This is a genomic window from Fibrobacter sp. (assembly GCF_017551775.1).
Classification (GTDB): Bacteria; Fibrobacterota; Fibrobacteria; order Fibrobacterales; family Fibrobacteraceae; genus Fibrobacter.
This window is the reverse complement of sequence record NZ_JAFZKX010000110.1, coordinates 57,939-70,458: the sequence shown is the minus strand read 5'-3', so window position 1 is coordinate 70,458 and position 12,520 is coordinate 57,939. Positions and strand designations below refer to the sequence as shown.

At 53.7% G+C, this 12,520-nt stretch carries 10 protein-coding genes; all 10 read right to left on the bottom strand.

Annotated elements, in window-relative coordinates; translation table 11 throughout:
* Positions 1 to 97: 97 nt before the first annotated feature.
* Positions 98 to 1,891, bottom strand: coding sequence for a hypothetical protein (locus tag IK012_RS13095; protein ID WP_290955319.1), 1,794 nt, complete (start codon positions 1,889 to 1,891; stop codon positions 98 to 100).
* 107 nt (positions 1,892 to 1,998) lie between these two features.
* On the bottom strand, positions 1,999 to 3,978 hold the full coding sequence (locus IK012_RS13090) for a GTP-binding protein (RefSeq protein ID WP_290955317.1): 1,980 nt from the start codon (positions 3,976 to 3,978) through the stop codon (positions 1,999 to 2,001).
* Between the two features lie 63 nt (positions 3,979 to 4,041).
* Entirely contained in the window at positions 4,042 to 4,698 is a 657-nt protein-coding gene (locus tag IK012_RS13085; RefSeq protein ID WP_290955315.1) for a fibrobacter succinogenes major paralogous domain-containing protein, read from the bottom strand.
* 26 nt (positions 4,699 to 4,724) lie between these two features.
* Complete coding sequence (locus IK012_RS13080) at positions 4,725 to 5,384, bottom strand: TatD family nuclease-associated radical SAM protein (protein ID WP_290955313.1); 660 nt, start codon at positions 5,382 to 5,384, stop codon at positions 4,725 to 4,727.
* 9 nt (positions 5,385 to 5,393) lie between these two features.
* Complete coding sequence (locus IK012_RS13075) at positions 5,394 to 6,224, bottom strand: pyridoxamine kinase (RefSeq protein WP_290955311.1); 831 nt, start codon at positions 6,222 to 6,224, stop codon at positions 5,394 to 5,396.
* Between the two features lie 73 nt (positions 6,225 to 6,297).
* On the bottom strand, positions 6,298 to 7,527 hold the full coding sequence (locus tag IK012_RS13070) for a cytosine permease (RefSeq protein ID WP_290955309.1): 1,230 nt from the start codon (positions 7,525 to 7,527) through the stop codon (positions 6,298 to 6,300).
* A gap of 142 nt (positions 7,528 to 7,669) precedes the next feature.
* Entirely contained in the window at positions 7,670 to 7,891 is a 222-nt protein-coding gene (locus tag IK012_RS13065) for a hypothetical protein (protein WP_290955307.1), read from the bottom strand.
* On the bottom strand, positions 7,884 to 9,272 hold the full coding sequence (locus tag IK012_RS13060) for a DNA methylase (protein WP_290955304.1): 1,389 nt from the start codon (positions 9,270 to 9,272) through the stop codon (positions 7,884 to 7,886). The genes IK012_RS13065 and IK012_RS13060 overlap by 8 nt, the downstream gene beginning before the upstream one ends.
* A gap of 14 nt (positions 9,273 to 9,286) precedes the next feature.
* Complete coding sequence (locus IK012_RS13055) at positions 9,287 to 11,416, bottom strand: histidine phosphatase family protein (protein WP_290955302.1); 2,130 nt, start codon at positions 11,414 to 11,416, stop codon at positions 9,287 to 9,289.
* Positions 11,417 to 11,447: 31 nt separating this feature from the next.
* On the bottom strand, positions 11,448 to 12,503 hold the full coding sequence (locus IK012_RS13050; protein WP_290955300.1) for a histidine phosphatase family protein: 1,056 nt from the start codon (positions 12,501 to 12,503) through the stop codon (positions 11,448 to 11,450).
* Positions 12,504 to 12,520: the final 17 nt, after the last annotated feature.

Below are 12,520 nucleotides of genomic sequence, written 5' to 3'. Positions count from 1 at the left end.
CAAAAGTAGAAGAAGTCTCCATGCTTATCAGTCCTTTGTCGGTCAAGGCAGGGAATGGAGCAGCACAAAAAAAACGCACACTGCAATTGTGAAAGCTCTAGTTTTTATTTATCCCCCAGCATTTAAAGAGATTGTCCATGTCTTTCTTAGAATATATCACGCCATTTTCCCCTGAAGGATTGTTATCCATAAGATAATTTTTCATTGTCGAGAACCCTTTGTTTTGGAAAAAAGCCTTTTCTATATTTTTTATTGAAAAACCAGAAACCTTGTCGCGCGATTTTTTATCTGCAACTTTTTCACAATTTGATTCGCCATCATCATCATACAAGTCTTCTACAAGATCTGTATACCGATACATAACATCACCTGATAGATGACGACGATAATCCTCGTTGTCATGATTATAACGTTTCATTATAAAATAATTTTGAATACCGACTGCATATGAATCTTTGTAAACCGGATCAAGCGAATTAAACTCCGACCACTGAGGCTCTATCATATTAGTCGTTTTCATATTCCAAAAATGAGACGAATGAGCTATCTCGTGAATCGTATTTCCATATATAGTATGCGATGGTTTTCCATAGGTTATTACACAAATATTTTCAAAGACACCATAAGTCGCATATTGTCCAGCAGATCCCTTCACAGCATTGCAACCAATATCACCATCAGATGTAATAAGTGCGTTATAGTCCTCTCTATTCTCAAAGTACACTTCAATATCCAAACTCCAATTAGACGCATCATTCTGCCGAGGTCTTTTTAGGCCAAAATTGTTTCCATACCAGTACTGATAAGCCGCGGTCCACACAACGCACCACTGGCCTTTCTTACCACTAAAGGTTTCTTTCCAATCCCCATTCATGTCGTTCTTCTCGATTTCCAGATCCTCTCCATATCCGGAATGACCATTTTCGAGCAAAAATTGATCACTGTCGAAATTGGCTTCATAATCGATTGAAAAGGTCCATTTTTCAGGAATTTTAAATTCACCATTTTTATCCGTATGAGCTTCGCGCCAGTAGTAGGAGTAACCACCGGTAACACGCACCCCCTCGAGTGGACATTCCTTTTCCAGTGTTTCATCCCAGAACTTCAGCTTTCCCCCGTATTTTTTTCCACCGCCAAGCAGAGACCACGCAGCAGACGGCAGCTCGCCAACTTCACGCTTCTGCGCCTTGATGCGGTCGCCTACATTACCGGTCATCACCATAGATTCCCATTGCACCTCATGGAGAGACACGCCCATCGCTTCCAATCTTTCAAGGACTGACGCACTCGATTTTTTTGCAGCCCTTTTCAAGAGCGCCTTTTCTGCACTCGAGGAATCAGCGACGTCCGCGCATTCATCCTCTTCGCAATCGTTATCCAAGGGTTCAACAAGGAACAATTCCTTGATTATCTCATATTTCGTCGGGCCAAACTTATAATCTACGGGAACCGTGGCGAAAAACGGAATGACCGTATCAGGAAGCGCGGGATCAATATAGACAACCGGTTTCCGTATATGCTTGTAGTCCAACGGATGCTTGAAGAGAACCAGCGACCTATCGTAAGCTTTCAACTCCGCAGCACCCTTCTTGCCTTCGGCCAGGAACCTGACATACAGGTAGTTCGGTTCAAGGCTCATCTGCTCTACTTCTGCAGTATCAGCAGCAAACTTGGCAAGAACCCTGCTACGCATGGCCTTACTCATATTTTCGACAGAATAAGGATCGTTCGCCGGATCGCTCACAATAGGACTATTGAGGACGTTAACCCCTTTTTCCTCTTGATCCTGCGATGCCGTTATAACACTAAATTCACTGTCAGATGAGTCAATAGAATTGCTGCAAGCAATCAGTAAAAGCCCCACCACTAAAGAAACCGGAATAAATTTCACTATATCCTCCTAGTTTAAAAAAACTAGGCTAAGATAATCATTTTTTCTTTATTAGTAAATATCCTTTATGCAAAATAAGAAAAAAGACATATATGTTCGCATATGGCTTACGCCACGCTCATGGGACGATAACCGAGCAACTTCATGCTGTAAAGCGCGGTGCCTTTGCTGATGCTGCGCACGCCCGTAGCGTAGCCGAATATTTTGCGCAGGGGAACGTCCGCCTTCAAAAAATGCGTCTTGCCGTCGCCCGCGATTTCTTTCACCTTACCTTCGCGGGACTGGATATCGCCCGTCACGAGGCCCGCAAAGTTCACGGGGCATTCCACCGAAAGTTCCATGACGGGTTCGTACAGTTGAACGTCGGCGGGTTTCACAAGCTTGATGACCGCATCGCCGCAGGCCTTCTTGATCATCGGCGGAAGCGCCCCTTCGGTCCACGTGAATTCATGGACTTCGAAGCACACGCCGACAAGCGCGCCCTTGCCCAAGATGCCCACCTCGGTAGATTCCAGGAGGGCGGAACGCACACCCGCGAGGATTTCGCGCGGCGCCGTTTCGAGGAATTCGGCAGAAAGCCGGATATCGTGCGCATCGCCTTCGAGCGGGATTGCAGACAACTTAATTGAAATTTTATGAGGGCCGAGTTGGAAGGTATTCTCGACGAGCCCTACCGCATGGCAGAGGCGTTCTTGCCAGCGCACTTCCGGGCTGCCGGCACGCACTTCGCACCCGAATTCGCGCTTGAGGCGCGCGAGCAATACGTCCAGCTGCACCTCCCCTACGGTATGCAGGTACCAGAAACCGCCATCCAAGTCATGCTGCACCCGGAAAGACGGGTCCATGCGGGAAAGCGTGTTCAGGCTCTTTTCGACATGCGCGTAGTCTTCGGCACCGAGGCATTCCACGCGGGTCTGCAGGAGGGGCTTGTACTTATCGCGGATGGAGGGGGTGTGATCAAGTGGATGCTCTTGCCCTAACGGGCTGCGGCATGACGACACCTGCGTTCCGTCCATATTTATTATCTGGCCGAGTTCTGTTTCGAACGGGGTGCGCATGGCGTAAATGTCGCCCGAACGGATTTCATCGACAGGCTGGAGCAAGTTCGCCTTGAGGCGCGAGAATTCGAAACCTGCCGGCCACGCCTTGCGTTCCATGTCAGCATGGCTGCGGAAAAGCGAGATTTCACCCACGCCCTTGAAATGCCGCAGGCGTATCACCTGGCCAAGTTCCCCATCCGCAAATTCAGGCGGTTCGGGCAAGAAGAACGTGAGCGCGGTAATCAGGCTGCGCACGCCGTAGCCTTCCATCGCGGAACCCGCATAGCAAAGCGCATAGTCGTCGCTCTTCACCAGTTCGCGCAAGCCGCGCAGCAAAAGTTTCGGAGGAACGCGCTTGCCTTCCATCGCGAGCTTGAGGACTTCGTCATCGAAGCTGCTCGCGAATTCCACGGCCTCGGCGTAATGCTTCTTGAGTTCGGCGGAATTGTCCCAGCCGTCATCCACGTTCCAGCCGTCGTCAATTTCTTCGCTCCCCGATTCCGAATGCGAAAGCCTGCTCTGGCTCAGCACATCGAGCACGCCAGTCATGCGGCCATCGCGATATTCGGGGAGAGTCATCAGCACCGGACGCACGCCCAGCACTTCTTCTATGTTGATGAGAGTTTCGTCGAGCGAATAGTCGGGATTATCCAGCTTGTTCACGAAAAGAATCGTGCGCACGCCCGCTTCGCGGAGTTTGCGGTAGGCGGCGACCGTCTGGGTTTCCACACCACTGGCGGCACTCACCACGAGCACCGCGCCCTCGACAGCCGTAAGCGCCATATCGACTTCGGCACCGAAATCCACATGCCCCGGCGTATCGATAAAGTTGAACCAGGTATTCTTCCACTCGAAATGAGCGACGCCGCTTTCAATCGTGATGCCGCGTTCCTTTTCTTCGGGCATGTAGTCCATCGTGGCGAGGCCTTCTTCGACCTTCCCCGGCCTGCGCACCTCGCCCGCAGTAAACAAAATGCGCTCGGAAAGAGTCGTCTTTCCAGCATCTACGTGAGCGAGAATCGCTATGTTGCGGACAGATTGCGGCATATGCTAAAATCTAACAAATGTGAAAGGCACACCACGGGCATCAAGCCGCGGCAATCGCAGGACTTACTTTACACAACGTACGGAAAAACCGAAATTCTTCGCCTTCGACGTATAACCGAAGGCCATCGACTTGTTCGTCAGGTACCAAACGCGCGCTTCGCCCTGCCCGATATCTTCCAGTGCATCGTCCGCGCTCCAGAAAAAGGCGAACTTGGCGAGGTTGCCGTACGTGGCGTCGTCGAAGCGGTTGCCGGCGGGCATCGCCGCAAACTTGAGCGTATCGTTGCCGTTGGTGTCGCCCTTCCAGCCGTAGGTCGTCTTGAGCAGGTAACCCGCATTGTAGTCGGCACCCGCGGCATTCCAGAGGCTCTCGAAATCTTCGTGTTTCGGCAGGCGGAAACCGGAAGGGCATGCGCTGCGGGCGGCTTCCCAGGAATAAAGGCGGCCATAGGCCATGCAGTTGTTTTCGTCGTCATCGAGGCAGTAGCTGCCTTCGGACTTGAAGTTCAGATTGTCGCCGAACCAAGTGCGGTCACCGATTTTCACCAGACGGTAAGTCTGCTTGTCACGCGGGTCCTTGAACTCGAGACTCTTGGCCTTCGCGGGCTTCGATTTTGCGGGAACATTTTTCGCAGATTTAGACTTTGCGCCGGACTTCGCCGCAAAAGAGTTCGTACAGGCGAGCGCCACCGCCAAGCATATCACAATCAATCGCAGCATCGTCATTCTCCGCACCAGATTAAAATTTAAGATTCAAAAGGCCTGACGCGCAACGTGACGCCGAGTTCATCGCACAATTTGCGGCAAATCTCGATTTTTTCTTCGGGCATCACCTTCTCGACCACCGTCATGACGACGTTTTTCACATGGCCTTTCGCAAGCACGGCGAATTCCTTGAGAGCATCGTAAGACTTGATGCCGAACTTGGAACGCGTAAGCGCCAAGAATTCCTCGGCGTTCGGGGCGTTCAACGAAATCGAGACGGTGTCGAAGCGCCCTTCAAGTTCAGGCGTGATGTCCTTGCCGTGGATCAGGTTCGCAAGCCCGTTCGTATTGAGGCGGATTTTCAAGTTCGGATACTTCGCCTTGAGCTTGTCGATCACGCTGCACACGTCGTAAAGGCGCTCCAGCGGCTCGCCGTATCCGCAGAAAATCAATTCGTTGATGACGTTCAAATCGTAGGCGTCGAAGATTTCCATCACCTGGTCAACACTCGGGTCGCCGCCCTTGAGCCAGAGCGTATTGCCTTCCATCATCTTCTTCGTCTGGCGCAGGCAAAACACGCAGTTGCACGGGCAACGGTTCGTCATGTTCACGTAGATGTTCTTGCCGGCAATGTCGCCGCTGTTGGCGATATCCAAATAGCCCGCCTGTCCGACGGTTCCTGTAACTGTATAAACAATCATTATGCCCCCTTAATCTTCGATGAGGTCGCGAAGGTACATTTCGACGCTCAAGCCCCAGTGTTCCGGAACGTTATTCTGTACACAATACCCGATGCACTTGGATGCAAATTCTGCGGCCTTCTTCACCGATTCGTAGAAGTCGTGGCCGTTCAGGTACATTCCGGCAATCACCGCGCTGATGACGTCACCCGTTCCGCTGCGGTCACCGCCGATGCGGTCGGCCATGACGATTTTCGGTTCCTCGCCCTTGCTGTACACGTAATTCATGATCTGCGTTTTGCTGTAATGGATGCCCGTAACGACGATGTGTTCGGGGCCCTGTTCAGCAAGCGTCTTGCACATGTTCTCGATTTCGGCGAGGGTGAGGTTCCCGTCGCGGTAATCGGAACCCGTGAGCGAGCAGAGTTCGGTGAGGTTCGGCGTCAAGAGGTCGGCGTAATGCACGAGCGCGCGCATCTTTTCGCACAAGGTCGGCGTGTAGGTTTCGTAGAGTCTGCCGTAGTCGCCCATCACCGGGTCGACCAGCGTGAACACGCCTTCTTTCTTGAAAGTCTTGATGAAATCGATGACGATGTCCACCTGCTCTTCGGAGCCGAGAAACCCTGTCGCGATGGCGTCGAAACTCATGTCCAGATCTTTGTAGGTCTGGATGTAGTCACGCATCTTGGGGGTGTAATCGTCAAAGAAATACTTGGGGAACTGCGTATGCGTCGAAAGTATTGCCGTGGGGACGGCAACCGCCTGGATTTTCATGGCCGAGATGACGGGCGCCATGACGGCGACCGAGCAGCGGCCGAAACCAGTGATATCGTTGATGAGAGCGATTTTTTTCTGAGGCATAGCAATCCAAATTTAGAAAATGTCATTCTGGAGCGAAACGCAGTGTCGCGATAGAATCCAATCAATTATCTCTTTACGAGATGCGGCGGGATACGAACAGCACACGACCGTAAGCAAGAGCCACCGACACAACGACAGCGAGAAGCGTGGGGCCGAGCGTGACGGAATCGAGGTGTGCGGCCACCTGGTACACGGCAAAGCCCGCAAACCATGCGAAAAAGTTCCAGAGCCAGAAAGCCTTGCCCGTCGCGCTAGAACCGCGCACGGCATCATTCCCGAAGTAGAACGACACGAGCAACACGGCTGCCATGGGCGCGAACACAGAAGCGATGAGGTAGAGGAAGCTGATGTAGTGTTCCATGATTCCCGAAATGGCGAGAGCCGCACTCAGGAGGCTCACTACGACGCCCGCGATTTTCGGGTTGATCTTGCCGTAAATCGCCTTCGAGGATTCACCCGCAGAATTTGCCGCAAGGAAATTCGTCGTGATGGTAGAAAGCACTACGATGATGATGCCCGGGATGCCGAGACCCGCGAGGAGAATGGCCTGCGCGATGCTGGTGCCGGTACCGATACCCGCAATCTGTATGCCGAGAATGTACATCCAGAGGCTCGCGAACGTGTAGGCCGCCGCGGAAACCGCCGTAGCCTTCACCGGTTTTTCAACATCCTTCGTGTAGTCCGAAATTACCGGCAGCCACGAGATGGGCATGGCGATGGAAATCTCGAAGATGTTCCAGAAGCTGAGAAGCGTGGCGCTGCCAGCGGCGGCCCCGGCAACATTGCCGGCGACGGCCGTGCCTTCGGCGCCATTGAGTCCGAACAACTTCACGGAAAGAACAGCAAGCAATATCGCGAGCGCCGCCATCACGACCGTCGTCACGTTCGCGGAACGCTTGAGCCCCACGAAAACCCAGACGGCGATAAACACCGCAAGGATGACGCACGTGAGCGGGAAAGAAATGGGCAGGTTGAGGCCCGCCAAAGCCGAAGCACCTTGCGCATTCAGCACGGCCACCCAAGCGAGCAGCTGGAACACGTTCAGCGCAGCGAAGAACTTGGAACCGTACTTGCCGAACGTAGATGCGGTCGTCTCCATCGCGTTCAGGCGGACACGCGCCCCGATAAGGCCCACGAAAAAGAGCAAGACGCCACCCAAGACGTGACCGAGAATCAGCGGGAGCCACAGGGAACCCGGTGCAGACGCGGCACCGATTTCGATGCCCGCCTCGATTTCCGAAACCGAGATGGCGACTCCGAACCAGATAATTCCGTTTGAAAAGAGACCCGTGCGTTTTTCCATACAACACCTCCATGTTAGAAAGGCGGCACAAAAATAAAAAAACGGGGGGTATAGCACAAGGCCATAACCAATACTACTTTCTTATAGATTGCTATAGATTTTTACTATAACGAAAATTCCGCAAAAAAACTACGCATCAAATTTAGGCACCAAAATTCTGGTCATCCAGCGTAAGCTCGTTCTCGACCGCATCTTGCTTGCGTTCCGCCGTAGCGTCCAACGCCTCGGAATGCCCGCGCAACGCCGCAAACGGGTGGAAAATCTTCGCACGGTCCGCCACGCTCATGCGCGGATGCTTCATGAGAAAGTTCCAGTCGTTCCGTGGATACGGCAAGTCGATGATGTCCTTGTAATCGTCACGCACGGTGGCCTCCGATTTGCCCGTTGCGTTCGACGGTGGTGGCGCCTTCCTGCAAGTCCATGCCCTTCACGATGGCGTTCTTGCCAAAACGCTTCTTTATCATGAGTTCCGCCTTCAAACGCTTCTTTTCACGTTCTTGCTTCTGCACGTCGGTGAACAGGTCGAAACCTTCGTTGCTTTCGTCCACCACGTCAATTGCCACGAGGTTCAGGCGACGCACCGTAAGCGCAGGGTTCACGATGCGGTCATAAAGGTTCATCACCGCTTCGGCAAAAGCGGACTGCGAACTGGAATAATGCCCGAGGGATGCCGTGCCGTGAGCGGGCTTCGGAATCGTGCGTCCGTAATAATCCACCACAGTCTCGCCGCGGTAAATTCCCTTGTCCACATTTTCGCGGTCGTAGCCCACCGTAAGCACCATTCCCTTCGCGACCAGGTTGTGCTCGACCAGCGCCATCGAGACGGTATCGACCATCTCGCGCACCACGAGGCGCGCCTTCTCGAAGCTGTACGGGTCTTGCAGAACCTGGCCCTCGCCGGTACTGCGGCTCCGGGGTTTCGCCTTCTTGATATCGGCAATCGAGCAGGGTTCATAACCCCATGCATGGTCGATCAGGATTTCCGCATTCACGCCGAACATCTTGTACAGCGCATCAGGGTTCTTCACGCTCACGCGCGCGATATCGCCCATCGTTCGGATTCCCCGGCCACCATTCAGGTTGCATTTTTCAAGGCGCGCCGCAATCCCGCGGCCCACCTGCCAAAAGCTCGTTATCGGCTGGTGCGACCAGAGCTGCCCGCGGTAACTCATCTCGTCAAGTTCCGCAATGCGCACGCCGTCCGCGTCGGCATCCACGTGCTTCGCCATGATATCCATCGCAATCTTGCACAAGTAAAGGTTCGTGCCGATTCCGCCCGTCGCCGTGATTCCCGTGGTCGTAAATACGTCCTGGATAATCATCTTCACCAATTCGCGCGCCGACTTCTTATACAATTTCAGATAACGCGTCAAGTCCAAAAAACATTCATCGATGGAATAGGCGTGAATATCTTCGGCGCTCACGTACTTCAGGTAAACGTTGTAAACCTTCGTGGAATACTCCACATACTTGGCCATCTGCGGCTTCGCAATTATATATTCGACCTTCTCGCCCGTGCGGCGCTCCACCTCGCGCAACTTCTGGTTCACCTCGAAAAGGCGGGCTCGTCCCGGAATCCCGTAAGCCTTCAGGGCAGGCGTCACCGCAAGGCAAATCGTCTTCTCGGTGCGGCTCTCGTCGGCCACCACGAGCTTCGCCTTCAACGGGTCAATGCCCCGGAGGATGCATTCCACCGAGGCAAAGAAAGACTTCAAGTCTATGGCTGCGTAAGTCCGATTTTCCACACTTGAAATATAGTCTACATCGTTCCCGAGTCAAGTCCCTTCACGGGAATATAGCGCACGGAACCGTCGGCAGAGATAATCATCGCGACTCCGGCCATGTAATTGACCCAGCGGTATTTTTCGTAATAGCGCACGTTCGCATGTCCGTCGGTCGTGTACGCGAGCAGCGGCACCACCAGGTAATCGTGCGTGCACATGACGTTCACGCGCTTCATGCTCGAGATATTCGCAAGAATCTCGTCCTTGAGCAACTGTTCGCTGCGCGTCTCCAAATCGTAGAACGCATCATCGTACGCACCGGTAAAGGCATACCTGGAGTACACTTCCCAACCGCCTTCGGAATCCACGTAGGCGTCGGCCTTGTCGGCATCTTTCACGTACCAGGCGCCGTCCATATACGGGAGGACATCGAGGCTGTAGTTCGCCTGTCCCTTGCCCTGCGCGATTCCCTCGCAGGTTTCCTGCGTGCGCGTGTAGCCCGAATAACCGAAATAGAAATCTTCCTTGCCGACGGCGGCAATGCGCTCCCCGAGTTCGCGGGCATACTTCTTCCCGTTATCGGTCAGGTGGCCGCTCGGGCCCGTATCATTCGTGCGTTCGCTGTGCCGGATGATGAATACCGCCTTCTCGTTAGACTTGAGGTTCGCATACACCTCCGCGATATCGGTAAAGCCGTCGGCCTCCTGCGGGGTCGCGACGCGCCACTTGCCGCTATCGAAAATGTAGTAGGTGTCGTGATTCACGCGGCCTTCGCGAATTTCACGGTCGTATTCACCCGCGCCAAAGCCCGCGGTATCCTTCTCGATGGCGGTCGCGACGCGCCACTGGAATCCGTTCGCATCGCAGATGAAGCGCACCCGCGAGTGGTCCGCATGCTCGTAGTCGTTCGCGAAATAAACGCTCTGGCCCTGGTTCACGTAGGTGACCTTCCCCGCATTCGACGCGCCACACGGTTCAAACCCGTAGGCAATCGGGAAGAACGCCCGCATGTACTTTTCGAAATTCGGGACTGGCCCCACGCCCCATGCCGACACGTTATTCCTGATGTCGTTATACTTCCAGCTGGAATCCATGCCCACGACCCAGTCCGCAATCTTGATTTTCCAGTTCGGGTCGTTCCATACGCCGTCGCCCTTGATGTCTTCGGCGAGGTTGTTGATGAAATTCATCATGTCGCCTTCATTGCGGTCACCCTGAAGCATCGCCGCGATGGCGAGGAGCGCCGCACTGTAATCCGTATTCCCGACCAGGTCCAAATCCTCGGCGACAGGCTTTTCCATGCGGCCATCCGTGTAAAAGTTCTGCGAGTAGAGCTGCGCCGTATCGATACCGAAGGCCGCAAAGATTTCGCGTTCCGCCTGCGCCTTTGCCGCACCGAATTCAATGTGGTTCATCGCGAGCTGTTCGATGCGCGGGATTTCCAGATGCGTCAGCACGTTCACATTTATGGAGTCCCGGTTCTGGGTCAGCACCGCAATGCCGAACTCATCGAAGGAACCCGCAACCTTTGATAACGCAGAAAGTGTCACAGGGTTATCGGAAACTCTACCCGTAACGATGTTCCTGTAATAACCCGTGGCAGAAATCTTCACGTAGTTCGAATTCGTGGTAATATCTTCTAGCCTATAGCGACCATCATTTGCGAGCACGCAGGCTTCCCCAATGGGAGAATAGGCATCATCGCTCCGATAAAAATTGCTCTCGTTGGAATTCCTAAGCGCAACCGAAGCCCCGAAGACGAAGGGGCCGTTTTGCACAGTTCCCAGCACCGAAGCGTTCAACAGGCCCGAATAGCGGACCGTATCCAGCATGGGCGTCGGTTCATGCACAACCTTCCCCACCGCATGCAAAAAGCCGTCGCTGCAGGTAATGCTAAAGTCCGTCGAGTCGCTTGCCTTGCGCCACACGCCGTTCACGCAGAAATGCGCAAGGTTGTCGTTGCGGACAAAAAAAGCGCGCCCCTCGCGGCTCCCGTCGCAACCGGGCAAGTCGCCTGCCCCCTGCACCATGAGCGTATCAAAAAAGGAGGTCTTTTCGGGAACATCCTCACCGGGCACCACGCTTTCACCGCCGCCGCAACCCACGACAAACGCGACAGCCATGGCGGCCGCCAAACATCCAACATACCATCTATTTTTATTCATTAACTCAAATACTAGTTTTTTCCATTTTGGGTCAATTCTTCATCGTTCCCGAATCGAGCCCCTTCACCGCATAAAAGACGAGCGTCCCGTCCGATTTCAGGACAATCGCCAAGCCGGCAAGATAATTCAGCCAGCGTTTCGAACTCGACTTGTAATATTTCATGTCTATATTCCTGTCCGAAACATAGACCACGATCGGCAATAAAACCAGGTCGTGCGAAATGAAGAGTCCCATGCGCTTCCCTGACTTTTCCATGGCCGGGATAATTATACTATCCAGGTATTCCGCACTGCGCGGCGCCACGTCGTAGAACGCATCGGCATACGAGCCCTCGTACAACCACTTGGTAGTCACGTTCCAGCTTCCGTCATGGTCCTTCTTGGCCTTGTTGTAGACGACGGAATCCTTCACGAACCAGAGGCCGCCCAAAAGTTCAATCGTATCGACGACCGCATTCTTCTCGCCGCGGGCCTTGGCAATGTAGGTGCAAGTCTGCAGCGTGCGCGTCGCATGCGATGCCGCATAATAAATATCCAGGTCGCCGACAAGCTTCTTGCCCAGAGCTTCGGACTGTTCCTTTCCGTTATCGTTCAGAGGGCCGGTCGAAGAATAGTCGTCTCCGCGTTCGGCATGGCGCAACAATACGATAACCTTCTCGTCTTCGGCCAGGTTCCCGAGCACCGACTCCAGCGGGACAAATTCCTTCACCGCCGACTGTTCCACATAGCGGGCGATAAGGCTCCTCCGATCGACGGAGGTGTCCGCGACTTCGACGCTGTCGATTATGCGTATGCAGTCTTTCACATGGACGCTGTCCTTTACGCGAATACTATCCTTCACGTAAATGCTATCCAAAATCCGCAAACTGTCGATGAGCCGCACGCTATCGCGGAGGACTACGGAATCCCGGATAACCACCGAATCGCGTACGACAACGGAGTCGCGAATGACGACAGAATCGCGCACGACCGTTTCGAAGCAGTCCGTTTCGCAATTCGCGGAATTGGAAGTTTCGCCGTCGCATGCGACAAGGCACGCCTGAAGACTCAAGCCTGCGACAGCAGCAAGAAGACACCCATATTTCATAACCACCCATCCAGTTA

Excerpts from the sequence above, each read along its gene's own strand:
- IK012_RS13090 (WP_290955317.1), bottom strand. The coding sequence starts at position 3,978 with ATGCCGCAATCTGTCCGCAACATAGCGATTCTCGCTCACGTAGATGCT.
- IK012_RS13080 (WP_290955313.1), bottom strand. The coding sequence starts at position 5,384 with ATGATTGTTTATACAGTTACAGGAACCGTCGGACAGGCGGGCTATTTG.
- IK012_RS13050 (WP_290955300.1), bottom strand. The coding sequence starts at position 12,503 with ATGAAATATGGGTGTCTTCTTGCTGCTGTCGCAGGCTTGAGTCTTCAG.
- IK012_RS13085 (WP_290955315.1), bottom strand. The coding sequence starts at position 4,698 with ATGCTGCGATTGATTGTGATATGCTTGGCGGTGGCGCTCGCCTGTACG.
- IK012_RS13075 (WP_290955311.1), bottom strand. The coding sequence starts at position 6,224 with ATGCCTCAGAAAAAAATCGCTCTCATCAACGATATCACTGGTTTCGGC.
- IK012_RS13070 (WP_290955309.1), bottom strand. The coding sequence starts at position 7,527 with ATGGAAAAACGCACGGGTCTCTTTTCAAACGGAATTATCTGGTTCGGA.
- IK012_RS13055 (WP_290955302.1), bottom strand. The coding sequence starts at position 11,416 with ATGAATAAAAATAGATGGTATGTTGGATGTTTGGCGGCCGCCATGGCT.